This window comes from Streptomyces brevispora (genome assembly GCF_007829885.1).
Classification (GTDB): domain Bacteria; phylum Actinomycetota; class Actinomycetes; order Streptomycetales; family Streptomycetaceae; genus Streptomyces; species Streptomyces brevispora.
In genome coordinates this window covers 3,999,843-4,023,416 of record NZ_VIWW01000001.1, presented here as the reverse complement: position 1 = coordinate 4,023,416, position 23,574 = coordinate 3,999,843, and the positions used below count along the sequence as shown (strand labels likewise).

Annotated in this window: 21 protein-coding genes; 10 read left to right on the top strand and 11 right to left on the bottom strand. The window is 69.9% G+C overall.

What is annotated here, in order from left to right; all coding sequences use genetic code 11:
- Positions 1-37: 37 nt before the first annotated feature.
- A complete protein-coding gene (locus FHX80_RS18840) occupies positions 38-1,192 on the bottom strand; it encodes an adenosine deaminase (protein ID WP_145765240.1) in 1,155 nt (384 codons plus the stop codon).
- Positions 1,193-1,379: 187 nt separating this feature from the next.
- Between FHX80_RS18840 and FHX80_RS18835 the strand changes: the two genes are divergently transcribed.
- The 3 genes from FHX80_RS18835 to FHX80_RS18825 all read left to right on the top strand — a co-directional run bounded on the left by FHX80_RS18835 (position 1,380) and on the right by FHX80_RS18825 (position 4,372).
- Positions 1,380-2,057 (top strand): alpha/beta hydrolase, encoded by a 678-nt coding sequence (locus tag FHX80_RS18835; protein WP_145765239.1) that lies wholly within the window; start codon positions 1,380-1,382, stop codon positions 2,055-2,057.
- 40 nt (positions 2,058-2,097) lie between these two features.
- Positions 2,098-2,565, top strand: a complete 468-nt coding sequence (locus FHX80_RS18830) for an NUDIX hydrolase (RefSeq protein WP_145765238.1) — start codon at positions 2,098-2,100, stop codon at positions 2,563-2,565.
- Between the two features lie 148 nt (positions 2,566-2,713).
- A complete protein-coding gene (locus FHX80_RS18825) occupies positions 2,714-4,372 on the top strand; it encodes a hypothetical protein (RefSeq protein WP_145765237.1) in 1,659 nt (552 codons plus the stop codon).
- Positions 4,373-4,498: 126 nt separating this feature from the next.
- On the opposite strand, the gene FHX80_RS18820 is transcribed toward FHX80_RS18825, so the two are convergent.
- Positions 4,499-4,921 (bottom strand): ATP-binding protein, encoded by a 423-nt coding sequence (locus FHX80_RS18820; RefSeq protein WP_145765236.1) that lies wholly within the window; start codon positions 4,919-4,921, stop codon positions 4,499-4,501.
- Between the two features lie 183 nt (positions 4,922-5,104).
- Between FHX80_RS18820 and FHX80_RS18815 the strand changes: the two genes are divergently transcribed.
- Both FHX80_RS18815 and FHX80_RS18810 read left to right on the top strand, forming a co-directional pair.
- Positions 5,105-5,953: a helix-turn-helix domain-containing protein gene (locus tag FHX80_RS18815; RefSeq protein WP_145765235.1), complete on the top strand. Its 849-nt coding sequence runs from the start codon at positions 5,105-5,107 to the stop codon at positions 5,951-5,953.
- A complete protein-coding gene (locus tag FHX80_RS18810; RefSeq protein WP_145765234.1) occupies positions 5,950-6,141 on the top strand; it encodes a DUF397 domain-containing protein in 192 nt (63 codons plus the stop codon). The genes FHX80_RS18815 and FHX80_RS18810 overlap by 4 nt, the downstream gene beginning before the upstream one ends.
- A gap of 16 nt (positions 6,142-6,157) precedes the next feature.
- On the opposite strand, the gene FHX80_RS18805 is transcribed toward FHX80_RS18810, so the two are convergent.
- Positions 6,158-7,111: a LysR family transcriptional regulator gene (locus tag FHX80_RS18805; RefSeq protein WP_145765233.1), complete on the bottom strand. Its 954-nt coding sequence runs from the start codon at positions 7,109-7,111 to the stop codon at positions 6,158-6,160.
- A 63-nt stretch (positions 7,112-7,174) separates the two neighbouring features.
- Between FHX80_RS18805 and FHX80_RS18800 the strand changes: the two genes are divergently transcribed.
- From FHX80_RS18800 to FHX80_RS18785, 4 genes are all read left to right on the top strand, one after another.
- Positions 7,175-8,485 carry an MFS transporter gene (locus tag FHX80_RS18800; RefSeq protein ID WP_145765232.1) on the top strand — a complete coding sequence of 437 codons (1,311 nt, stop codon included), beginning with the start codon at positions 7,175-7,177 and terminating at the stop codon, positions 8,483-8,485.
- Positions 8,486-8,569: 84 nt separating this feature from the next.
- Entirely contained in the window at positions 8,570-9,286 is a 717-nt protein-coding gene (locus FHX80_RS18795) for a L,D-transpeptidase family protein (protein ID WP_145765231.1), read from the top strand.
- Between the two features lie 99 nt (positions 9,287-9,385).
- Positions 9,386-10,378 carry a sigma-70 family RNA polymerase sigma factor gene (locus FHX80_RS18790; RefSeq protein WP_145765230.1) on the top strand — a complete coding sequence of 331 codons (993 nt, stop codon included), beginning with the start codon at positions 9,386-9,388 and terminating at the stop codon, positions 10,376-10,378.
- A 43-nt stretch (positions 10,379-10,421) separates the two neighbouring features.
- Positions 10,422-10,721 carry a hypothetical protein gene (locus FHX80_RS18785; protein ID WP_145765229.1) on the top strand — a complete coding sequence of 100 codons (300 nt, stop codon included), beginning with the start codon at positions 10,422-10,424 and terminating at the stop codon, positions 10,719-10,721.
- Here FHX80_RS18785 and FHX80_RS36620 read toward each other — a convergent pair.
- Positions 10,693-11,145: an STAS domain-containing protein gene (locus FHX80_RS36620; RefSeq protein ID WP_326592002.1), complete on the bottom strand. Its 453-nt coding sequence runs from the start codon at positions 11,143-11,145 to the stop codon at positions 10,693-10,695. The two genes, FHX80_RS18785 and FHX80_RS36620, sit on opposite strands and share 29 nt — an antisense overlap.
- A 403-nt stretch (positions 11,146-11,548) precedes the next feature.
- On the opposite strand from FHX80_RS36620, the gene FHX80_RS18775 reads away from it, so the two are divergent.
- Complete coding sequence (locus FHX80_RS18775) at positions 11,549-14,848, top strand: S8 family peptidase (RefSeq protein ID WP_425281691.1); 3,300 nt, start codon at positions 11,549-11,551, stop codon at positions 14,846-14,848.
- A 91-nt stretch (positions 14,849-14,939) separates the two neighbouring features.
- On the opposite strand, the gene FHX80_RS18770 is transcribed toward FHX80_RS18775, so the two are convergent.
- From FHX80_RS18770 to FHX80_RS18740, 7 genes are all read right to left on the bottom strand, one after another.
- Entirely contained in the window at positions 14,940-16,217 is a 1,278-nt protein-coding gene (locus tag FHX80_RS18770) for a thymidine phosphorylase (protein WP_145765228.1), read from the bottom strand.
- Positions 16,218-16,346: 129 nt separating this feature from the next.
- Entirely contained in the window at positions 16,347-16,769 is a 423-nt protein-coding gene (locus FHX80_RS18765) for a cytidine deaminase (RefSeq protein WP_145765227.1), read from the bottom strand.
- Complete coding sequence (locus FHX80_RS18760; RefSeq protein WP_145765226.1) at positions 16,766-18,055, bottom strand: ABC transporter permease; 1,290 nt, start codon at positions 18,053-18,055, stop codon at positions 16,766-16,768. The genes FHX80_RS18765 and FHX80_RS18760 overlap by 4 nt, the downstream gene beginning before the upstream one ends.
- The gene (locus FHX80_RS18755) at positions 18,052-19,167 is read right to left on the bottom strand and encodes an ABC transporter permease (protein WP_145765225.1); all 1,116 of its coding nucleotides are present in this window, start codon (positions 19,165-19,167) and stop codon (positions 18,052-18,054) included. The genes FHX80_RS18760 and FHX80_RS18755 overlap by 4 nt, the downstream gene beginning before the upstream one ends.
- Positions 19,164-20,750: an ABC transporter ATP-binding protein gene (locus FHX80_RS18750; RefSeq protein ID WP_145765224.1), complete on the bottom strand. Its 1,587-nt coding sequence runs from the start codon at positions 20,748-20,750 to the stop codon at positions 19,164-19,166. Before FHX80_RS18750 ends, FHX80_RS18755 begins: the two co-directional genes overlap by 4 nt.
- A gap of 258 nt (positions 20,751-21,008) precedes the next feature.
- On the bottom strand, positions 21,009-22,052 hold the full coding sequence (locus FHX80_RS18745) for a BMP family lipoprotein (protein WP_145765223.1): 1,044 nt from the start codon (positions 22,050-22,052) through the stop codon (positions 21,009-21,011).
- A 138-nt stretch (positions 22,053-22,190) separates the two neighbouring features.
- Positions 22,191-23,429 carry an amidohydrolase gene (locus FHX80_RS18740; protein WP_244318326.1) on the bottom strand — a complete coding sequence of 413 codons (1,239 nt, stop codon included), beginning with the start codon at positions 23,427-23,429 and terminating at the stop codon, positions 22,191-22,193.
- Positions 23,430-23,574 lie beyond the last annotated feature (145 nt).

The window sequence follows — 23,574 nt, the reverse complement described above, 5'->3', positions numbered from 1 at the left end:
GATTCGCCTTCCCGGCCGTTTGTCGAGGAGTGGCCGATCAGCCCGCGACGGAGGTGGAAACGCTGGTCGCAGCGGTCTGCTCGAAGAGCCATTCGGACTTCAGCTCGGCATAGCCGGGCTTGATGACGTCACTGATCATCGCCAGACGTTCATCGAAAGGAATGAATGCTGATTTCATCGCATTGACTGTGAACCACTGCATGTCGTCGAGCGTGTATCCGAATGTCTCGGTCAGTTTCTCGAATTCCCGGCTCATGCTCGTACCGCTCATCAACCGGTTGTCCGTGTTCACGGTGGCGCGGAAGTGCAGCCTGCGCAGCAGCCCGATGGGGTGCTCGGCGTACGAGGCGGCGGCGCCGGTCTGCAGGTTGGAGGTCGGGCAGAGCTCCAACGGGATGCGCTTGTCGCGCACGTAGGAGGCGAGGCGCCCCAGCTTCACACTGCCGTCCTCGGCGACCTCGATGTCGTCGATGATGCGGACGCCGTGACCGAGCCGGTCGGCGCCGCACCACTGGATGGCCTGCCAGATCGACGGCAGGCCGAAGGCCTCGCCCGCGTGGATGGTGAAGTGGTTGTTCTCGCGCTTGAGGTACTCGAAGGCGTCGAGGTGCCGGGTGGGCGGGAAGCCCGCCTCGGCGCCGGCGATGTCGAAGCCGACGACGCCCTGCTCCCGGTACCGGTTGGCGAGTTCGGCGATCTCCAGCGAGCGGGCGGCGTGCCGCATCGCGGTGAGCAGGGCGCCCACCCGGATCCGGTGGCCGTCCCGGCGGGCCCGGCGCTCGCCCTCCCGGAAGCCCTCGTTGACCGCCTCGACGACCTGTTCCAGGGAGAGCCCGGCTTCCAGGTGCTGCTCGGGGGCGTACCGGACCTCGGCGTACACGACACCGTCGGCGGCCAGGTCCTCGGCGCACTCGGCGGCGACCCGGACCAGCGCGTCACGGGTCTGCATGACGGCGCAGGTGTGGGCGAACGTCTCCAGATACCGCTCCAGCGACCCGGAGTCGGCGGCCTCCCGGAACCAGACGCCGAGCTTGTCCGGCTCGCTCTCCGGGAGTCCGTCGTATCCGTTCGCGGCGGCGAGGTCGACGATCGTCCCGGGGCGCAGTCCGCCGTCGAGGTGGTCGTGGAGAAGGACCTTGGGGGCACGCCGGATCTGATCCTGGCCGGGCACATTGGGGGTCGGGCTCATCATCCACGCACTCTAGCGCCTACGCGCGTAGAGCGCCGCTCGACGATACGTAACAGTGACCGTGAATACAGGTGGCGTACACCTGTCCTTCTGAGACTGTTACGTCATGGCACAGCGCGCACTACCCCTGCCTGCTGCGAGGCTGGGACGGGCCGTCAGAACGGCCGGAGCACCAACCGCGGTCAGCGGCGTGGTTCTGCTGCTCCCGGACGGCGAGCCCTATTCGTACCGCCGCCCCTCCCCCCTCTCGTACGCCCTCCAGATCCCGCTGGCCCGCACCCTGGCCCGCGCGGGCCGGGACGACGGCCTCACCGCGCACGTCGTCCACTACCGCTGCCGCGGCTGGAACACCACGGACGCGCAGCTCGCGGCGGACGCGGAGTGGGCGGTGGACGAGGTGGTGCGCCGCTACGGCGACGTCCCCGTCTGCCTGGCCGGTCACGGCATGGGCGGCCGCGCGGCGCTGCGCGCGGGCGGCCACCCGGCGGTCGGCGCGGTCCTCGCCCTGGCACCCTGGCTGCCGGCGGACCCGGACGCCGAGCCGGAGCCGGTGAAGCACCTGGTCGGCCGTCAGGTCCTGTTGGTGCACGGCACGAACGACGCCCACGCCGACCCCGAACTCTCCCTGCGCCTCGCGGAGCGCGCGAAGAAGTCCAACCGCGACACATGCCGCTTCGAGGTCCACTCGGACGGCCACGCCCTGCGTCAGCATCACGCCGAAGTCACCGCCCTGGCAGCGGACTTCATCCGCGGCTCCCTCTTCGCCCACGCCTACGCCCGCCCGGTCGCCGATGCCCTGGCGGCCCCGCCGCCGCTGGGGTTGCGGATGCCACTGGCGGCGGGGTTCGGGAAGTCGCTGGGACAGTGAGGGGGATGTTGGACGGGGTCCGGCAGGAGGTCCGCGGGGGATGAGTTTCCGACTGGCGGCGTACGCCGTGTGCGTCGAGGACGGACGGGTGCTGCTCGCCCGTCACGTATCGGCGAACGGCGAGAGCAACTGGACCCTTCCCGGTGGCGGGGTCGAGCACGGGGAGGATCCGTTCGACGCGGTGATCCGGGAGGTCGCCGAGGAGACCGGCTGCGGCGCGGTGGTCGAACGGCTGCTGGGGGTGGACTCGAGGGTGGTCCCCGCGGCCGAGGCGCGCAGGGGGATCGAGCACCAGAACGTCGGCGTCTTCTACCGGGTCCGTATCACCGGCGGCCGGCTGCGTCCCGAGCCGAACGGAGAGATCGTCGAGTCCGTCTGGACGCCGGTCCCCGAGGTCGCTTCCCTGCGCCGGTCATCGCTCGTCGACATCGGCCTCGACCTCGAACAGACCGCCCCGGCGAGCGGCCACGTCGCCCCCGTCCCGGTGGGCGGGCTGGTCCAGCACTGAGGCACCCGCGGGGGCCCAGCCTTCGATTTGGGCCCTGGTATGGGCCTTTGGACACTGTCCTTGGGCCCCCGTGTCGTCGTTACGGTTCGAGCCCCGGTGGGCGTCCTGCCCCCCGGCAGCTCGGGGGCGAACCACGACGAGGTGACGCGTGAAGCACAGCGAGCGGATACGCCGAGGCGTACGCACGAGTACGGGGCAGACAGCGATCGAGTACCTGGCCCTGCTGGGGGTCGTCGTCGCCGTGGTCGGCGCGATCGTCGCCACCACCATCGGCGGCGACATCACCAGCTCCGCGCACGTGCAGATCTGCCGCATCGCGGCAACGACGGGCGGCGGCGGCGAATGCGCTGATGACAACGCTGTCACCGATAGCGGTGGGGACTCCGGCGGCGGGGACTCCGGCGGGAGCTCCGGCGGCGCCGATTCCAGCGAAGACATCCAGCCTGCCTCCGCTCCCGGCGACGAATCCGGCGAGCCCGGCGGCGTACCGGGCGGCAAGCCCGACGACGAGTCGGGCGGCAAGACCGACGGCAACAAGGGGAACGCGCTCCCCAGCCTGTGCTTCGAGCCGCGCGAGCGGTCATCGAAGTCGTCGGTCTCGGTTCCGGGCAACGGCCCCGTCAGCACGGCGGCGGCCTGGGGGTACTCGTACCTCGTCAACTTCATCATCGACAAGGTCAACAACGAGAAGAACAAGGAGAAGCGGGTCAAGCAGGCGCTCGACGACCTCTCCTACTGCCTCCCCGACTACAACATCGTCATCGCGCAGCCGCATGAGGGCAATCTCCAGCAGATGGACGGCGCGGCGATGATCTCGACCGTGGAGATCAGCGGCACGACGTACCGCGTCTACGCGTTCAAGACCGGCAAGTTCACCTGGGCCGACAACGCCGACCTCGGCTGGAAGAACCGCGCGTTCAAGGGCTACTTCGACGTCAGTGACGACAAGCGCACGGTCACGTTCGACGAGCCCCCCCGCCCCAAGCGGAAGAAGGACTGGAAGCCCGGCGACGAGGGCTGCCAGATCGAGGGCCAGGAGCCGCCGGACCGGAGCCGGTACTACAACACGTACTCCCCGCTGGACAACGAGGGTTCGGCGCAGGCTGTCCGGATGCTCGTGAACGACATGCGACGCTGCTACCCCGACTACAACGTGGTCGCGATGCACTCGGAGCAGTCGTCGCACTGGGTCGAGAAGCCGGACTCGTTCATCAACGAGAGCCGGTACCGGCTGAACTCCCCCGAATACCACGCCGAGGAGACCGGCGACGACATCGCCTCGGGCCGGGCCGTGTTCGACGTGTACGTCTTCGACAAGGGCAAGTTCAGCAACGACGGCGACGGCGGGTACACCAACTGGGCGTACTACGGCGACGCCACCCGCGACGGCTCGGAAGCCACGTTCAAGCAGCCCGAACCCGCCGACCTGGACGCCGATTCCACCTCCACCGGCACGGAGTCGGTCAACTTCAACGACGGCGCGCCGAAGTACACGGAGGGGACGTATCCCGGTACCGACTACTCCGGCAAGAAGCCGGGCGACGCCGCCGAACTGAACCAGTCACTGATCGACGAGTACAGCCGCGCCTTCCCCGACACGAACATCATCGCGGTGAAGAACTTCAACGACCTCTCCTTCACCGGGGTGTCCGGCCTCGAACACCTCGCGGTGGTGAACGGCGTCGACATCTTCTCCATCAAGAACGGAACCATCATCAACAACGGTGACGGCGGCTGGAAGAACTGGGGCTTCGCCGGCACCTTCGAGCGCGACAAGGACTCGAAGGAGGTGACCTTCAGCCGCTAATGGGGGCGTCGGCCGGCGGTCGGGTGGGGCGCCGCTGCGGCCGCACGGAGAGCCCGGCCGAGCGGGCCCCCGACCGGCCCGGCGCAGAGGTCACGGACCAGCAAACCGCTCTGCGCACCCACCGCCTCACAGCCCGCCCCGTACCCCGCCCGCCTCCGCCTCCGCCCACACCGTTTTGCCCGGCCCCATCCGATCGCTCACGCCCCAGCGGGCGGCGATGGACTCCACGATGAGGAGGCCCCGGCCTCCATCCGCGTCCGGGTCGGGTTGCCGCGCCGCCAATGGGTTCGGGCGGGTCTCGTGGTTGTCCGACACCTCGATCCGTACGACCCCGGTCTGCTCGTACGGGTACATGAGCCGCAGCTCGAAATCGCGGCCCGGCACCCGCCCGTGCAGGACCGCGTTGGCCGCCAGCTCCGCGACCAGGAGCGCCACCGTGTCGGAGAGGCGGGTGTCGTACGGGATCCCCCAGGTGTCGAGCTTCCACACGGCCAGGCGTCGCGCCAGGGTCGCACCGTGGCGGGTGGCCGAGCACCTCTGGGCGAACACACGTACAGTTACGGGCGGTTGTGCTTGCAGAGCTGTCATGCGCTCAGGTTTCCGCCTCGGTCACCCCTGTCAGTAGGAAAAACACCCATACACCTTCACTTGTATGGGTGGGTTCACTGGACCGGACGGGTAACCCTCCGTGATTCTGGCTGCGTTGATCCATGCGCGAAAGACGGGGCGGCGATGACGGCGAACCACGACAGCACCACGTCCCCGGGCGAACCCGAGCTCTCCGACAGCCTGAAGACATTCGGGGCGGTCATGAAGGCCCTGCGCGAAGCGGCCCGCCTCACCCAGGAGGAGTTCGCACCCCGCGTGCGGTACTCGGCGGCCTACATCGCCAAGATCGAGCAGGGCAGGCGGTTCCCGCCCGAGGACCTCCCCGAGCGGGCGGCGGACGCCCTCGGGCCTGTCGCGGGCAAGGTCCTCGCCGCTGCGGCGCGGAGCCTTCGGCGCAGGGCCGGTCTGGCGTCGTGGTTCCTGCAGTGGGCGGGGATCGAGGAGGAAGCGATCACGCTGTTCGCGTACGAGTGCCGGGGCATTCCGGGGCTGCTCCAGACCGAGGGGTACATCCGAGCCGTCTTCGACCGGAGGCTTCCCCCGCTCGCCGAGGAGCAGTTCGAGCAGCAGGTAGCCGCGCGCCTGATGCGACAGGAACTCCTGGCCGAACGCCCCAACACCTCATTCTCGTTCATCATCGAACAGGCCGTCCTTGAGCGTCAGTTAGGAGGTGCGGACGTCACTGCCGCGCTCATCGACAATCTGTTGGTGCAGGGCGGTCGGCGGAACGTGGAGATCCTCGTCATGCCGCTCAAACAGCCGGACCACTCGGGCGTCGACGGGCAGTTGTACCTGGCGGAGACTCCGTGCAACTCCTGGTTCGGCTACGTCGAGGGCCATGACAGCAGCACCCTGCTCACTGACCCGAGATTGGTCAGTGCCATGCTCCAGCGCTATGGCAAGATGCGCTCACAGGCGCTGAGCCACGAGGCCACTGTGGGCCTGCTGAAGCAGATGCGAGGAGCGCTATGAGCACCGAACTGGCCTGGTTCAAAAGCAGTTACAGCGGCAGTGGCGGCGACAACTGCATCGAGGTCGCCCTCCACACCGACGCCGTCCACGTCCGCGACTCCAAGGACACCGCCCGCCCCCCGTTCACCGTCTCCACCACCGCCTGGTCGCACTTCACCTCCTACGCGTCGTCCACCGCACAGTCCTGACAGCCGCCGGCGCCGCTCACTCCGGCAGCAGGTGCCCCCGCCGCGACAGCAGGAACTTCTTGAACGCCGCCACCGGCGGGGTGTCCGGGTGGCCGTCCAGCCAGGCCACGCCGATCTCGCGGACCGCCCGCGGTGCCGTCACCGTCAGTTCCACGACTCCGGGGCGGGCCACCGCCGGAGGGGGCAGCAGGGCGACGCCCAGCCCGGCCGCGACCAGACCGCGCAGGGTCTCGGCCTCCTCGCCCTCGAAGGCGACACGGGGGACGAAACCCGCCTCCGCGCAGAGGTCGTCCGTGATGCGGCGCAGGCCGTAGCCGGGTTCCAGGGTGACGAAGGTTTCGTCGGCGGCCTCCGCCAGGCGGATGCGGCGGCGGCCGGCCAGGCGGTGGTCGTCGGGGACGACCAGGCGCAGCCGCTGTTCGTCCAGGCGCCGGGCGACCAGGTCCGGGGCGTCCGGGACGGGCGAGGTGAGGCAGAGGTCGAGGCCGCCCGCGCGCAGGCGTTCGATCATGGCCTCGCCGTAGTTCTGGACGAGTTGGAAGCGGACCCGGGGGTGGTCGGTGCGGAAGGCTCTGATCAGGGCGGGGACGGTCTCCGAGCCCATGGTGTGGAGGAAGCCGAAGGCGACCTTGCCCGCGGTGGGGTCGGCGTCCGCCCGTACCGAGTCGGCGGCCTTCTCCACCTCGGCGAGTGCGCGCTCGGCCGAGCCGAGGAAGGTGCGTCCGGCCGGGGTGAGGGAGACGGTACGGCCCTTGCGGGCGAACAGGGCGACGCCCAGGTCCTGTTCCAGCCTCACCATCGCCCGCGAGAGCGTCGACTGCGGCACGCCCAGCTCGTGCGCGGCGCGGGTCACGTGTTCGTGGCGGGCGACCGCCTCGAAGTAGGCGAGCCGCGGGGCGAGGACGGCGCGGATGTCTTCTTCGTAACCGCTTGGTGACAGCCGAGGCTGTGAGCTGTGCTGATGCGCCATGGGATTGATTATCGCGTGTTTGTGCATTGGACGCATGAAAGGTGCGCGGCCTACCTTCGTTGCATGCCTCCCGCCAGTACCGGGGCGTCCACCCTCATCGTGGCCGCCTCGACCCCGTCGTCCCCTGTCGCCCTCGCTCCGGCCGCCACCGCGGACCGGCTCGAACCCGGCCGCCCCGGCTATCGCCGGATGAGTTTCGCGCTCTTCGCCGCCGGTGTCGCGACCTTCGCACTCCTCTACTCCACCCAGGCGCTGCTGCCCGCCGTCTCCGCCTCCTTCGGCGCCACGGCCGGGCAGGCGAGCTGGACGGTCTCGGCGGCGACGGGTGCGCTGGCGCTCTTCGTGCTGCCGATGAGCGCGCTGTCCGAGCGGTTCGGGCGGCGGCAGATGATGACCGCCTCGCTGACGGTCGCGGTCGTGGTCGGGCTGTTCGTGCCGTTCGCGCCGTCGCTGGGCTGGCTGATCGCGCTGCGTGCCGTGCAGGGCGCCGCACTCGCCGGGCTGCCCGCCTCCGCGATGGCGTATCTCGCGGAGGAGGTACGGCCCAAGGCGCTGGTCGCGGCGATCGGGCTGTTCGTGGCCGGCAACAGCATCGGCGGGATGAGCGGCCGTATCCTCACCGGCTGGGTCGCCCAGGCCTGGGGCTGGCGGGCCGCGCTCGGCGCGGTCGGCGTGCTGGCCGTGGTCTGCGCGGTCGTCTTCCACCTCATGATCCCCAGGGCCCGGCACTTCGCCCCGGGTTCGCTGAACCCGAAGGCGCTGGCGAAGACCGTCGGCGGACACCTCGCGGACCCGCTGCTGCGCCGGCTGTACGCGATCGGCGCGCTGTTCATGACGGTGTTCGGCGCGGTCTACACGGTGATCGGCTACCGGCTCGTCGAGGCGCCGTTCAACCTCCCGCAGGGGATCGTCGGCTCGATCTTCCTCGTCTACCTGGTCGGTACGGTCTCCTCCGCCGCGGCGGGGCGGCTGGTCGCCCGGCTGGGGCGCCGGGGCGCGCTCTACCTCGCCGTCTCCACCACGGCCGCCGGTCTGCTGCTCTCGCTCGCCGACCAGCTGGCGGCGGTGCTCCTCGGGCTGGTCCTGATCACCGCGGGCTTCTTCGCCGGGCACGCGGTGGCCTCCTCCTCCGTCAGCCGTACGGCGACCAAGGGCCGGGCCCAGGCGTCGGCGCTCTACCAGTCGGCGTACTACCTCGGCTCCAGCGCGGGCGGCACGCTCGGCGCGGTCGCCTTCCACACCGGCGGCTGGGCGGGCACGGTCGCCCTGGGACTGCTCGCGGTCCTGGGCGTCGTCGCGGTCACGCTGTACGGGTCGAGGGCGGCACACGTCGAGCGGCGCCGGTCCTCAGTGGTGCTGTCCGTACAGAACTGAGACATACGGCGCACAACCATCAACTCCCCGACGCGCGTCTAGCAGGTGGAACCACCAAGTTGCGCGCGAAGGGGAGTTGGCATTATGAGAGTCACGGGGAACGTCCTGGGTGTGCGGATGCGGCGCGGACTCGCGTTGTCCGTCGCGGGGCTGACCGCGGTACCGGCACTCGTGCTCGGCACCGGCGGATCCGCGCAGGCGGCGTCCTGCACGACATCCACCGGACCGAACCAGAAGCAGGTCGAGAAGTATCTCCACCGGCCGGTGGACGGCAAGCAGTCGGCCGCCGACTGCAAGGCGATCCGGTCGTTCCAGAGCACCTACGGTGTCACCCCGACGATCGGGTACGCGGGGCCGGTCACCTGGCGCACCATGACGACCCTCACCGCCCAGAAGGCCGCCGGCAAGAACCCCAACAAGGCGAAGAAGTGCCCCACCGACAGGGGGCGCATCGCGTGCGTGGACCTGACCCGGCAGCTGAGCTGGATCCAGGACGGCAGCAAGCTGAAGTTCGGTCCCGTGCCGGTGCGGACCGGACGGAACGGGTACGAGACCCGCACCGGGTCGAAGAAGATCTACTGGCGTCACATCAACCACGTGTCGTCGATCTACCACGTATCGATGCCGTACTCCCAGTTCTTCGACGGCGGGCAGGCGTTCCACTCGGTGGGCCTGAAGATGTGGAACCCGCCGGGGTCGCACGGCTGCGTCAACATGCGCACCGCCGACGCGAAGGCGTACTGGAACCTGCTGAAGAACGGCGACGATGTCTTTGTGTACGGGCGCAAGCCCGGAACGTGACCGCTTTCCGCTCTTTCCACCGCCGTTGTCAGTGGCCTGAGGTAGTTTCCGAAGCGCTGGAGCGATCGGTGTCACAGCGCAACAGGGTGGAGCGAAGCGATGAGTGATCTGACGGCGACGACGGCCGATATCGACAGCCGTCTGGAGGGATACCGGGTCGAGTTGACCGGCTACTGCTACCGGATGCTCGGCTCGGCCTTCGAGGCGGAGGACGCGGTCCAGGACACGCTGGTGCGTGCCTGGCGCAACTTCGACAAGTTCGAGGGCCGTTCCTCGCTGCGGTCCTGGCTGTACCGGATCGCGACGAACGTCTGCCTCGACATGCTGAACGCGGGCAACAAGCGGGCCAGGCCCGTCGATCTGTCCGGCCCGACACCGCTCGCGCAGGCCGCGCTCAACCCGCTGCCGGAGAACACCTGGCTGGAGCCGATGCCCGACGGCCGGATCCTGCCGTCGGTCGCGGACCCCGCCGAGGCAGCGGTGGCGCGCGAGTCGGTGCGGCTCGCGTTCGTCGCCGCGCTGCAGCACCTGCCGCCCAAGCAGCGGGCCGTGCTGATCCTGCGCGAGGTGCTCGCGTGGAAGGCGAGCGAGGTCGCCGAACTGCTCGAAACCTCGGTCGCGTCGGTCAACAGCGCCCTCCAGCGGGCGCGGGCGACGCTCAACGACCACCAGGGCACGGCCGCCGACACCGCCGATCCGCTCGACGAGGAGCAGAGCAAACTCCTGGAACGCTACGTGGCGGCGTTCGAGGGGTACGACATGAAGGCGCTGACGGCGCTGCTCCACGAGGACGCCATCATGACGATGCCGCCGTTCGACCTCTGGCTCCAGGGGCACGACGACATCGCCGGCTTCATGCTCTCCATCGGTGCGTCCTGTGCGGGCTCCCGGCTGATCGCGACGTCGGCGAACGGCACCCCGGCGTTCGCGCACTACAAGCCGAATCCGGACGGACCCGGTTTCGTGCCGTGGGCGGTGCAGGTCATCGACATCTCGGACGGTGCGATCACCGGGATGCACTGCTTCCTGGACACCGAGCGCTGGTTCCCGCTGTTCGGGCTGGCCGATCATCTGGAGGCGGATGCGGCGTGAGCCGACGGCAGGGCCGGGGCGCGTCGTACGGGCTGGTCGCGGCGTGGGTCGTGGTCGTGGCCGGCGGCTGGGGGCCACCCAGTGGCTCGGTGAGCCGACGGCCACGTCCGGCCCCGGCCGCGTCGTGCCACGGGCCGCGGAGCCGGGACCGCAGCCGGAGACCGGGTACGCCGGTCTCTGCGACGAGGCCCGGTCCGGGTCCGCCTCCCAGCGGTACGCGCCGCCCTCCCCGTCGCCGTTTCCGAGCGTCATGCCCTCGGAGATGATGCGCGACGGGGCCCAGTTGTCCGCCGTCCAGTGCTCGAAGGTGGTCATCAGGGACAGCTGGCGCGAGGCGGACTGAGGGGCCCGGGGTCTTCCGGCCGGACCGGGTGGTGGTCGGTGCCGGAGCGGATCGGGCCGGGTGGTGGTCGGTGCCGGAGCGGCTCGGGCCGCCCGCTCACTCCGGGACCCCGCGCCCCGCGCACCCCCTCCTGCTCCGCGAGGCCGACCACCTCGTCCAGCCCCACCAGGTCCAGCAGCAGCCGGAGTTCGGGAGGCGTCCCGCGCAGCCGCAGCCGTCTGCCGCCCGACCGGCGGGCGACCAGCGACAGCCGGGCGAGCGCCTCCACGGCGGCGAGGTCCGGTCGCACGATCCCGCCCACGTCGCACTCCACCACGGTCACCTCCGTATCCGCGGTGGACAGCAGCGCCTCCAACTCGGCGCAGAGCCCGGGCACACCGGCCCGCGTGACGCGTCCGGAGACGGTGAGAACGATCGGGGTCATGGCATCCACATCAGGGAGACCGGTCCCGCGGCCGAAACTCATCGCCGCGCCGCTCCCCGCTTTTCACCAAACTTCCGAAGGCTCTTCTCCGGCTTCCCAGAGGGCGTCCTGGTGCCCCTATCTGCCCATGGGCCTCCCCGATCACCGTCATCACTGCCGTTTCCCGTCCCGCAGAGGCCGACCGACCAACGACGGAGTTTCGCCAACTCCGTACATCTGTGTGCTTGCTGTGAACCAATTCGGTCAGATCTCCCCTCTATACGGGTGAAACAGCCGGCTCAGGTGCGCGCACCGGAGCCGACTGCCCAGTGGCCCTCTCGCAGGGCCGCCTGATTCTCCAGGGGGAGAGTTGCGCAGACACGTCACAAGAGCGTGTGTTTCAGCCGTCGCCACGGCCGCGGCCGTGGCGCTCGCGGCCGGGCTGACCACCCCGGCCATGGCCGGTGGCAACGGCCCGTCGCGGTCGGCTGACGGCACGTCCGGCGCCCGGCATCAGCTCACGCTCATCACCGGTGACCGCGTCACGGTGGACGCCAAGGGCCGGGTCGTGGGCTTCCGTCCCGCGGCGGGGCGCGAACACATACCCGTGCAGCGGCAGATACGAAACGGGCACACCCTGCTCGTCCCGGCCGACGCACACCGGCTCATCGGTTCCGGAAGGCTGGACCGTCGGCTGTTCGACGTCACGGAGCTGAACCGGGCAGAGAACCGCAGGGCGCAGAAGTCGGGCCTGAAACTGATCGTCTCCTACCGGGGCGCCGAGGCCGCGGCCGCGAGGGCGGAGGTCCGCGACGCGGGCGCCACCAGGGTCGGGCCCGTGCTGAAGTCGCTCAACGCCCAGTCCGTGGCCACCCCGCGGGAGGACGCCCGCTCCATCTGGCAGGCGCTCACCAGCAAGCCGTCGGGCAGCGCCCAGCGGACCACCGCCGCCGGCATCGACAGAGTGTGGCTGGACGGCGTACGCCGGGCGAGCCTCGACAAGAGCGTCCCGCAGATCGGCGCGCCGACCGCCTGGAAGGCGGGCTACACCGGCAAGGGCGTCCGGATCGCCGTCCTGGACACCGGTGCGGACGCCACCCACCCGGACCTCAAGGGCCAGATCCTCGCGTCGAAGAACTTCTCCGGCACACCCGACCTGAAGGACCACTTCGGCCACGGCACCCACGTCTCCTCGATCGCGGCCGGTACGGGCGCGAAGTCGGGCGGCAGGTTCAAGGGCGTGGCCCCGGGCGCCAAGCTCCTCGAGGGCAAGGTCCTCGACGACGACGGTTTCGGCGACGACTCCGGAATCCTGGCCGGTATGGAGTGGGCGGTCGCGCAGGGCGCCGATGTCATCAACCTGAGCCTCGGCGGCTCGGACACCCCGGGGATCGATCCCCTGGAGGCCGCGGTCAACAAACTCTCCGCCGACAGCGGCGTACTCTTCGCCATCGCGTCGGGCAACGAGGGCGACATGGCGGGCACGGTCGGCTCCCCCGGCAGCGCGGACGCCGCGCTGACCGTCGGGGCCGTCGACGGCAAGAACGTGCTGGCGGACTTCTCCAGCCGGGGTCCCCGGGTCGGTGACAACGCGATCAAGCCCGATGTCACCGCTCCCGGCGTGGACATCACGGCGGCCGCCTCCCCCGGCTCCGTCATCGACAGGGAGGTCGGCCAGAACCCGCCGGGCTATCTGACGATCTCCGGTACGTCGATGGCGACGCCGCACGTCGCGGGCGCCGCGGCGCTGCTCAAGCAGCAGCACCCGCAGTGGAAGTACACCGAACTCAAGGGTGCGCTCACGGCCTCCACGAAGCCGGGGAAGTACACCCCCTTCGAGCAGGGCTCGGGCCGGATCGCCGTCGACCGGGCGATCACTCAGTCCGTCGTCGCCGACCCGGTGTCGCTGAGCTACGGCGTCCAGCAGTGGCCGCACACCGATGACGTGCCGGTCGCCAGGAAGGTGTCGTACCGCAACCTCGGTACGACCGATGTCACGCTCTCGCTCGCCGTCCAGGCCACCGGCCCGGCGGGTAAGCCGGCCCCGGCCGGGTTCTTCACCCTCGGCGCCGACCGGGTGACCGTACCGGCGGGCGGCACCGCCGAGGTGCCGCTGACCGTGAACACCAGGCTCGGCGGCACGGCCGACGGCAACTACTCCGCGTACGTCGTCGCGACGGGCGGCGGTCAGACCGTCCGCACCGCCGCCGCGGTCAATCGCGAGCGCGAGTCGTACGACCTCACGCTCAAGACCATCGGGCGTGACGGCAAGCCGGCCCGGTACACCACCGGGGACGTCTACGGCATCACCGGCGGCGGGACCGATGTGCGGGAGTCCCCCGAGGTGGTCAACGGCACGGCCAAGCTCCGCGTCCCCAAGGGCGGGTACGTGCTGAACTCGGCCGTGTACGTCGCCCCGAACAACGACAACAAGGGCGTCGACTGGATCACCCAGCCCCATCTGAAGGTCACCAAGAACACCACGGTGACCTTCGACGCGCGCCTGGCCAAGCCGGTTGACATCACCGTTCCGGCGACCGGTGCGAAGTCAGTGCTCGCCTTGCCCGACCTCCAGTTCGAGACCGAGGACGGCGTCTACTCCTACGGCTTGCTGCTCGACTCGTTCAAGCCGCTGCGCACCGCGCACCTCGGCCCGAAGACGACCGGCATCCAGCTCTCGCAGCACTGGACCGGCAGTTGGACCAAGGGCGCGGCGACCCGGTACGACATCACGGTCGGCGGCCCGGTGAGCCAGGCGGCGACCGGCTACCGCCGCGCGTTCAGCAGCGGCCAGCTCGCCAAGGTCACGATCCGCGCCGGTTCGTCCGTCAAGGGCAAGACCGGTGACATCGGCGCGTGGGGCGAGCTGCCCGACTCGTTCAGCGGCTGGGCGGCCCTGACCACCCAGAAGCTCCCGTCGACCACCACGGCCTACGTCTCCACCGCGGACAAGGTGAAGTGGAGCTTCGACTTCAGCCAGAACGGCGCGCTCGACGACGAAGGCTTCCCGCAGACCGACGCCTGGTACTCCCTCGGTGCCCCACAGGCCCTCAAGGCGGGCGGGACGTACGTGAAGACCGTGAACACCGCCGTGTTCGGGCCGTACGTCAACGCCAGGTTCGGGGTCTTCCGCAACGGCAACGAGCTCACGGGGGCGCTGCCGCTGGTCGCCGACGGCCACCGGAACGCCGGCGACTCCGTGTACAGCTCGGTGAAGACCGTGCTCTACCGCAACGGCAAGGAGTTCGCCAGGAACACCGACCCGCTGTCGGGCGAGACGCCCTTCGTCGTGCCGTCCGCCGCCGCCGACTACCGGCTGACCACGTCGGTGCGGCGCGGTGCCGACGTCGCCTCGGTCTCCACCCGGATCGACGCGAGCTGGACCTTCCGCTCCGGCCGGACGATCTCGGACTACGCCCAGCTGCCGGTCTCCATGGTCCGCTTCACTCCCGAGGTGGCGTCGGACAGCACGGCCAAGGCGGGCAAGGCCGTGTCCGTGCCGGTGACGGTGCAGGGTGCGGCAGCCGGGAAGAACCTCAAGTCGCTCACGGTGTCGGTCAGTTACGACGGCGGGAAGACCTGGAAGAAGACGGCGGTCAAGAAGGGCAGGATCGCCATGAAGAACCCGGCCAAGAAGAAGTCGGTGTCCTTCAAGGCCACGGTCACCGACAAGAAGGGCAACACGTCCTCGGTGGCGATCTACAACGCCTACTTCGGCAAGTAGCCGATCAGCGGTACACAGCCTGACCGCGTGAAAGCGGCCCGCCGGGACGGTGTCTCACCGTCCCGGCGGGCCGTTCGCGTCGGCTCCGCGGTTACGCGATGCGCTCGCGTACCACCGGGGTGGCGGTGAACAGCGTGCCGGACGGGGCGATGTCGTACGCGTCGGGCAGCGCCCCCAGCGCGTACTCGAACTTCTCCGGGGTGTCCGTGTGCAGCGTCAGCAGCGGCTGTCCGGCGGTCACCGTGTCGCCGGGCTTGGCGTGCAGCTCGACGCCCGCGCCCGCCTGCACCGGGTCCTCCTTGCGGGCGCGGCCCGCGCCGAGGCGCCAGGCGGCGACACCGACGCCGTACGCGTCCAGGCGGGTCAGTACGCCGGACGACGGGGCCGTCACGACGTGCTGTTCGCGGGCGACCGGGAGCGTGGCGTCCGGGTCGCCGCCCTGGGCGGAGATCATCCGGCGCCAGACGTCCATCGCGGAGCCGTCCGCGAGGGCCTTCTCCGGGTCGGCGTCCTTGAGTCCGGCCGCGTCCAGCATTTCGCGGGCGAGGGCCAGGGTGAGGTCGATGACGTCCTTCGGACCGCCGCCGGCCAGCACCTCGACCGACTCGCGGACCTCCAGGGCGTTGCCCGCGGTCAGGCCGAGCGGGGTGGACATGTCGGTGAGCAGCGCGACCGTGCGCACTCCGCTGTCGGTGCCCAGGGCGACCATGGTGGAGGCCAGTTCGCGGGCGTCCTCGATGGTCTTCATGAAGGCGCCGGAGCCGACCTTGACGTCCAGGACGAGTGCGCCGGTGCCCTCGGCGATCTTCTTGGACATGATCGAGCTGGCGATCAGCGGGATGGCCTCGACGGTGCCGGTGACATCGCGGAGCGCGTACAGCTTCTTGTCGGCGGGGGCGAGTCCGTCGCCCGCCGCGCAGATGACCGCGCCGGTGGTGTCGAGGACGTCGAGCATCTCGGCATTGGTGATGTGGGCGCGCCAGCCGGGAATGGACTCCAGCTTGTCGAGGGTGCCGCCGGTGTGGCCGAGGCCGCGTCCGCTGAGCTGCGGCACGGCGGCGCCGCAGGCGGCGACCAACGGGGCGAGCGGCAGGGTGATCTTGTCGCCGACGCCGCCGGTGGAGTGCTTGTCGGTGGTGGGGCGGGAGAGCGCGGAGAAGTTCATCCGCTCGCCGGAGGCGATCATGGCGGCGGTCCAGCGGGCGATCTCCGTACGGTTCATGCCGTTCAGGAGGATCGCCATGGCCAGCGCGGACATCTGCTCGTCGGCGACCTCACCGCGGGTGTACGCGTCGATGACCCAGTCGATCTGCTCGGGGGTCAGCTCGCCTCGGTCCCGCTTGGTGCGGATGACGGAGATGGCGTCCATGTCCTGGAGTCCTTCCGGCCGGTACGTACGCATGAGTCCCGTTGACTCTACGCGCATAGAGGATAAGAGAACCGCCGGACGGGCAGGATGTCCGCCCGTCCGGCGGTGGGGCAGCGCGTCGCCGCGTCGCTAACCGAGGTGCGACGGTCCGAACGCCTGCGGGAGCATCTCGTCGAGGGTACGGAATCCGTCCGGGGTCTCCAGGACGAGCTCCGGCCCGCCGAACTCGTACAGCAGCTGTCTGCACCTGCCGCACGGCACCAGGATCTCGCCCGCCCCGTCCACGCAGGTGAAGTGGGTCAGCCGGCCGCCACCGGTGGCGTGCAGCTGGGAGACCAGTCCGCACTCGGCGCACAGCCCGATGCCGTACGAGGCGTTCTCGACGTTGCAGCCGACGATCGTGCGGCCGTCGTCGACGCGTGCGGCGACGCCGACCGGGTAGCCCGAGTAGGGCGCGTACGCCCGGGACATGGCGTCCCGGGCGGCGGCCCGCAGGGCGTCCCAGTCGGCCCCCGCCACGGCGGTGGCGCCCGCTCCGGCGGTGGGCGTCACTTGCCCTGTCCCTTGCGGTAGCGCATGCCGTCCGCCTTCGGCATCCGCAGCCGCTGTGCGGAGAGCGAGAGGACGAGCAGCGTGACGATGTACGGGGTCGCGCTCACGAACTCGGTGGGCACGGTGTCCGTGGCGAGGTACCAGACCAGGACGGCGGCGGCGATGACCGCGCTGATGACGCCCTGTACGAAGCTCTTGCGGTAGAGCTTCCAGGCCGCGATCCCGGCCAGCACGACCACGAGCAGCAGGAGCAGCGCGTGGACGGACTCGCCGCCGTTGCGCAGCTGGAGCGCGTCGGCGAAGCCGAACAGGCCCGCGCCCATGGCGAGTCCGCCGGGCCGCCAGTTGCCGAAGATCATCGCGGCGAGACCGATGTATCCGCGCCCGCCGGTCTGTCCCTCGTTGTAGATGTGCGAGGTGACCAGGGAGAGGAAGGCGCCGCCCAGCCCGGCCATGCCGCCGGAGATGATCACCGCGATGTACTTGTACGTGTAGACGTTGACGCCGAGCGACTCGGCGGCCACCGGGTTCTCGCCGCAGGAGCGCAGCCGCAGGCCGAACGCGGTCTTCCACAGGACGAAGAACGTCACGACGAAGAGGAGCGCGGCCACGATCGTCAGCAGCGACACGTTGGTGACCAGGCCGCCGAGGACTCCGGCCAGGTCGGAGACGAAGAACCAGTGGTGTTTCTCGATGGAGTGCAGCCAGTCGGAGAGGCCCGGGATCGTCACCGAGGTGATGTCGTCGGCCGGTGGGGACTGCTTGGGCGAGCCGCCCTTGGCCGCGGCCTCGCCGGTGTTGAACCAGAGCTTGGCGAAGTAGGTGGTGAAGCCGAGCGCCAGGATGTTGATGGCGATGCCGGAGATGATGTGGTCGACGCCGAAGGTGACGGTCGCCACCGCGTGCAGCAGCCCGCCGAGCATGCCGCCGACGACACCGGCGAGCACGCCGAGCCAGGGGTTGGTCTGCCAGCCGGCCCAGGCGCCGAAGAAGGTGCCCAGGATCATCATGCCTTCGAGGCCGATGTTGACCACGCCGGCCCGCTCCGCCCAGAGGCCGCCGAGACCGGCGAGGCCGATCGGCACGGCCATCGCGAGGGCGGCGCTGATCTGTCCGGCCGAGGTGACGTCCTGCGCGCCGGTGATGGCGCGCACGGCGGACAGCGCGAGCAGCACGCCCGCGATGATCAGGAGGACGACGGGGAAGGAGAGGCGGGTGCGGCCGCTCTTGCCGCCGGAGACCTTGGGGGCCGCGGGGGGCGGGGTGGAAGTCGCCGTGACGGTCACGCCGACACCTCCTGCTGGTCGGAGTTACGGGCGGCCTGTGCGGCGAGTTCCGCGCCGACCTTGCTCTGCTGGCGCTTGAGTCCGTAGCGGCGGACGACTTCGTAGGCGATGACGACGCACAGGACGATGACGCCCTGGATCACGCCGACGATCTCCTTGTCGTACCCCTCGAACTCCAGCTTTCCGGTGCCGCGCTCCAGGAAGCCCCAGAGCAGCGCGCCGAGCGCGATGCCGATGGGGTGGTTGCGGCCGAGGAGGGCGATGGCGATACCGGTGAAGCCGATGCCGACCGGGAAGTCGCCGCTGTACTCGAAGCTGTCGTTGAGCAGCGTGGGCATGCCGATCAGGCCTGCCACGGCGCCCGAGATGAGCATCGAGGTGACGACCATCCGCTTGACGTTCACGCCGCTGGCCTCGGCGGCGGTGCCGGACTGGCCGACGGTGCGCAGGTCGAAGCCGAACCGGGTGCGCGAGAGCGTGAACCAGTAGGCGACGCCCGCGACGACCGCGACCACGATGAAGCCCCAGATGGGCGTCGGGGTGGTCGGGAACTCGAAGAAGTGCGAGGACTCCGGGAGCGGCTTGGTGGAGATCTTGGTGCCGGCCTCGTCGAGGTGACCGAGGCGGTTCTGCTGGAGCAGGTAGCCGATGATCGCGGTGGCGATGGCGTTCAGCATGATCGTCGAGACGACCTCGCTGACGCCCCGGGTGACCTTGAGGACACCGGCGATGCCGGCCCACATCGCGCCGACGATCATCGCGGTGAGGATGATCAGCGGGATCTGGAGGGCGCCGGGCAGGGTCAGCGCGCCGCCGACCGCGGCGGCGAAGAAGGCGGCGAGGCGGTACTGGCCGTCGACGCCGATGTTGAAGAGGTTCATCCGGAAGCCGACGGCCACCGCGAGACCCGCGAGGTAGTACGTCGTCGCCTTGTTCAGGATGTAGACCTGGCTGTCCGACTTCACCCCGTAGTCGAACATGATGCCGAAGGCGCTGAACGGCTCCTTGCCGGTGGCGGCGAGCACGAGTGCCGTCACCAGGAAGGCGACCACGATCGCGAGTACGGGGGCCGCGATCCCCAGGAGCAGCCGCTCCTTGTCGATCTTCTTCATCGGTCCTCTCCCCCGTCCTGGGGGTCGGTGTCGTCCGTGGTGGGGGCGGCGGATCCGCCGTCACCCTCAGGCGCTTCGAGGTGGCCGCCGGCCGCGCCCGTCATCGCCGAGCCGAGCTCCTCGGGGGTGACGGTCGCGGGGTCGGCGTCCGCGACCAGTCCGCCGCGGTACATGACGCGCAGGGTGTCGGAGAGCCCGATCAGCTCGTCCAGGTCGGCGGAGATCAGCAGCACCGCGAGTCCGTCGCGGCGCGCCTCGCGGATCTGGTCCCAGATCTGCGCCTGTGCGCCGACGTCCACGCCCCGGGTCGGGTGCGCGGCGATCAGGAGCTTGGGCGAGTGGCTCATCTCGCGGCCGACGATCAGCTTCTGCTGGTTGCCGCCGGAGAGCGAGGCCGCGGTGACCTCGATGCCGGGGGTGCGCACGTCGTACTCGCGCACGATCCGCTCGGTGTCGGCGCGGGCCGCCCTGAGGTCGAGGAAGGCGCCCTTGCTGTTGGGGCGCTCGGTGACGTGGCCGAGGATCCGGTTCTCCCAGAGCGGGGCCTCCAGCAGCAGTCCGTGCCGGTGCCGGTCCTCGGGGATGACGGCCATCCCGTCCTCGCGGCGCTTGCGCGTCGGCGTGCGGGAGATGTCCGTGCCGTCCAGCGAGAGGGAGCCCGCGTCGAGGGAGCGCATGCCCATGATGGCGTCGACCAGTTCGGACTGGCCGTTGCCCTCGACACCCGCGATGCCGAGCACCTCGCCCTTGTGGATGGTGAAGGTGATGCCGTCGAGCACGGCACGCACCACCCCGTCCGGGTCGGTGGCGGTCAGCCGCAGCCCGTCGACGGTCAGCATCGGCGTGTCGGTGACGGTCGACTCGCGGGTCTCCGGCGATGGCAGCTCACTGCCGACCATCAGCTCGGCGAGCTGCTTGGTCGTGGTGTGCTTCGGGTCGGCGGTGCCCACGGTCGTGCCGCGCCGGATGACGGTGATCTCGTCGGCGACCGACAGCACCTCACCCAGCTTGTGCGAGATGAAGATGACGGTCAGGCCCTCGGCCTTGAGCTCGCGCAGGTTGTCGAAGAGTGCCTCGACCTCCTGCGGTACGAGGACGGCGGTGGGCTCGTCGAGGATCAGCGTGCGGGCGCCGCGGTAGAGGACCTTGAGGATCTCCACGCGCTGGCGGTCGGCGACACCGAGGTCCTCGACCATGACGTCGGGCCGGACGCCGAGACCGTAGGAGTCGGAGATCTCCCTGATCTTCGCGCGGGCCCGGTCGCCGATGCCGTACAGCTTCTCGGAGCCGAGTACGACGTTCTCCAGGACGGTGAGGTAGTCGGCGAGCATGAAGTGCTGGTGCACCATGCCGATGCCGCGGTCGATGGCATCGCCCGGGTTGGAGAACGTGACCTGTTCGCCGTCCACCGCGATGGTGCCCTCGTCCGGCTTCTGCATGCCGTACAGGATCTTCATCAGAGTGGACTTGCCGGCGCCGTTCTCACCGACGAGAGCGTGGACGGTGCCGCGGCGCACGGTGATGTCGATGTCGTGGTTGGCCACGACCCCGGGGAACCGCTTGGTGATGCCGCGGAGCTCCACGGCATGAGGACTGCTGGACGCGTTGATGGCGCACTCTCCTTGACAGGAGCGGAGGGCGGAGGCGGTGGGGTGCCGATTGCGGGGGCGGAAAAAGGTACCGCGCCCGAGCGGGCGCTACGCGCGTAGCGTCGCCGAATCGTTGGCCACCTGTTCACAGGTGACGTACCGGGGCCGGTGACCCCCGTCGCGGGGGTACATGAATCGGGGCCCGGGTGAGCAGCCGAAGCCGCTCACCCGGGCCCCGATCGACAGGCCTGATCAGGTCGTGGACTTGACCTTGATGGTGCCGTCGACGATCTTCTTCTTCGCGGCGTCCAGCTGGGCCTGGATGTCCGTGAGGTGGTCACCCGTGGTGGTCAGGCTGACGCCGCCCTTGGCCAGGGAGTACGTCTGCGTGCCGGTCAGCGGCTTGCCGTCCTTGACGGACTTGACGAGGTCGAAGACACCGGTGTCGACGTTCTTGACGACCGAGGTCAGGATCGTGTCCTTGTACTTCGCCAGTGCCGGGTCCATGGCCTGGTCGGAGTCGACGCCGATGGACCAGGCGCCCTTCTGACCCGCGACGGCCTCGATCGAACCGGCACCCGAGCCGCCCGCGGCGGCGAAGACGACGTCGACGCCCTTGTCGAGCATGCCCTTGGCGGCGGCCTTGCCCTTGTCGGGGCTGCCGAAGCCGGACAGGTCCGAACCGGTGGACAGGTACTGGATCTGCACCTTGGCCTTGGGGTTCGTGTCGAGGACGCCCTGCTGGAAGCCGGCGGCGAACTTCTTGATCAGCGGAAGGTCCACGCCGCCGATGAAGCCGACCTGACCGTCCTTGGACTTCAGCGCCGCCGCGACACCGGCGAGGTAGGAGCCCTGCTCCTCGGTGAAGACGATCGAGTCGACGTTCTTCGCGTCGGCCACCGAGTCGACCAGACCGAAGCTGACCTTCGGGAACTGGGGAGCGATCTTGTCGACCGCGTCCTTGTACGCGAAGCCGACGGCGATGACCGGGTTGTAGCCACCCTCGGCGAGCGACTGCAGCCGCTGCTCGCGGTCGGCCTTGGACTCACCGTTCTTGGCGGTGAGCTCCTTCGTCTTGGCGTCGAACTCGGCCTTGGCCTTGTCCAGGCCGCGGGCAGCGGAGTCGTTGAACGAGTTGTCGCCACGGCCGCCCACGTCGTAGGCCATGCCGATCTTCATCTGGCCATTGTCGGAACCGGTGCTGGTCTCGTCCGACGAACTGCCACAGGCAGTGCCGGTGAGCGCGAGCGCCGCGGTAATGGCACACGCGGCGGTGATCTTGGATACGCGGCGCAAGGGAAGGCTCCTTCAAACCTGACCGAAGCGCCTCTTCCGGCGCTGGTTTCGCCGCGATCGTAACGCGCGTAGATGTCAGATAAAGCCCTGTACGGAAGCCGTTATCGGATCGTCGCGAACGAAGGGCGACCTGTCCGGTTACAGATGATTACCGTCGAGCAACGCAGAGGCGCTGAACAGCTCCACACCAACGGTGATGGCCTCCTCGTCCGCGTCGAAGTTACCCCGGTGCAGGTCCAGGCCACGCGCGTCTCCGGGCGTACGCACCCCGAGCCTGGCCATCGCGCCCGGCACGTGCTCCAGGTACCAGGAGAAGTCCTCCCCGCCCAGGCTCTGCTCGGTGTCCTCGATGGCGTACGAACCGCGGCGGGCGGACATGGCGTGGGTGAGCAGCTCGATCGTGGCGGCGTCATTGACGACGGGCGGGACGCCCCGGATGTAGTTGATCACCGTCTTGGCCCGGTGCATTCCGGCCACCTCGTCGATCGCGGCGTGCACCAGATCCGGGGCGTCCCGCCAGGCCGCCAGATCCAGGCAGCGAACCGTGCCGGACAGCTCGGCGTGCTGCGGGATGACGTTGCAGGCGTGCCCGGTCTCCAGCCGCCCCCAGGTCACCGCGAGCCCGGCCCGCGCGTCGACCCGGCGGGCCAGCAGCGCGGGGACCTCGGTGGCCACCTTGGCGGCGGCGGTGACCAGGTCGGTGGTCAGATGCGGGCGGGCGGTGTGGCCGCCGGGCCCGTCCAGGGACAGCTCCAGCCGGTCGCAGGCGGAGGTGATCGCCCCGACCCGCAGCCCGATCCGCCCCACGTCGACCTTCGGGTCGCAGTGCACCCCGATGATCCGGCCGACGCCCTCCAGCACCCCGGACTCGATCGCGTCGGGCGCTCCGCCGGGCAGCACCTCCTCGGCCGGCTGGAAGATCAGCCGCACGGGGTTGGGCAGCAGCCCCTGCCGGTCGAGCCCGGCGAGCACGAGGCCGGCGCCGAGCACGATGGCGGTGTGGATGTCGTGCCCGCAGGCGTGCGCCCGGTCGGGCACGGTGGAGCGGTACGGGACGCCCGCCTTGGTGTCCGGGATCGGCAGCGCGTCGATGTCGGCGCGCAGCGCCAGCATGGGCCGCGTCGCCCCGTCCCGCGTCCCCACGTCGCACATGAGACCGGTCCCGGAGGCGAGCACCCGGGGCTCGAGGCCCGCCAGCTCCAGCCGGGCCTTGATGGCCGCGGTGGTGCGGAACTCCTGATTGCCCAGCTCGGGGTGCATGTGCAGATCGCGCCGGAAGGCGATCAGCTCGGCGCGCAGGGCTTCGGGCAGCGTGCCGGGCAGGGCCTCTTCCGTGAGCGGCGGGGCTTCACAAACGCGGGACGTCAAGTGGTTCACGGGTGAAGGGTACGGCCCTTCACCATCCAACTGACCATGAAACAAGAAAAGTTCAGCCACATAGACGAATAAACGATGATGCGAAGCCGAGTGATATGGATGAATGATGGGTAAACTTCTTCGCCGTCCCGGCGTGACCGGGTGC

Bases quoted from the DNA above. Each gene is read 5' to 3' on its own strand.
- FHX80_RS18840 (WP_145765240.1), bottom strand. From the start codon at position 1,192: ATGATGAGCCCGACCCCCAATGTGCCCGGCCAGGATCAGATCCGGCGT.
- FHX80_RS18815 (WP_145765235.1), top strand. From the start codon at position 5,105: ATGACGGCGAACCACGACAGCACCACGTCCCCGGGCGAACCCGAGCTC.
- FHX80_RS18790 (WP_145765230.1), top strand. From the start codon at position 9,386: ATGAGTGATCTGACGGCGACGACGGCCGATATCGACAGCCGTCTGGAG.
- FHX80_RS18795 (WP_145765231.1), top strand. From the start codon at position 8,570: ATGAGAGTCACGGGGAACGTCCTGGGTGTGCGGATGCGGCGCGGACTC.
- FHX80_RS18770 (WP_145765228.1), bottom strand. From the start codon at position 16,217: ATGGACGCCATCTCCGTCATCCGCACCAAGCGGGACCGAGGCGAGCTG.
- FHX80_RS18805 (WP_145765233.1), bottom strand. From the start codon at position 7,111: ATGGCGCATCAGCACAGCTCACAGCCTCGGCTGTCACCAAGCGGTTAC.
- FHX80_RS18830 (WP_145765238.1), top strand. From the start codon at position 2,098: ATGAGTTTCCGACTGGCGGCGTACGCCGTGTGCGTCGAGGACGGACGG.
- FHX80_RS18810 (WP_145765234.1), top strand. From the start codon at position 5,950: ATGAGCACCGAACTGGCCTGGTTCAAAAGCAGTTACAGCGGCAGTGGC.
- FHX80_RS18800 (WP_145765232.1), top strand. From the start codon at position 7,175: ATGCCTCCCGCCAGTACCGGGGCGTCCACCCTCATCGTGGCCGCCTCG.
- FHX80_RS36620 (WP_326592002.1), bottom strand. From the start codon at position 11,145: ATGACCCCGATCGTTCTCACCGTCTCCGGACGCGTCACGCGGGCCGGT.
- FHX80_RS18755 (WP_145765225.1), bottom strand. From the start codon at position 19,167: ATGAAGAAGATCGACAAGGAGCGGCTGCTCCTGGGGATCGCGGCCCCC.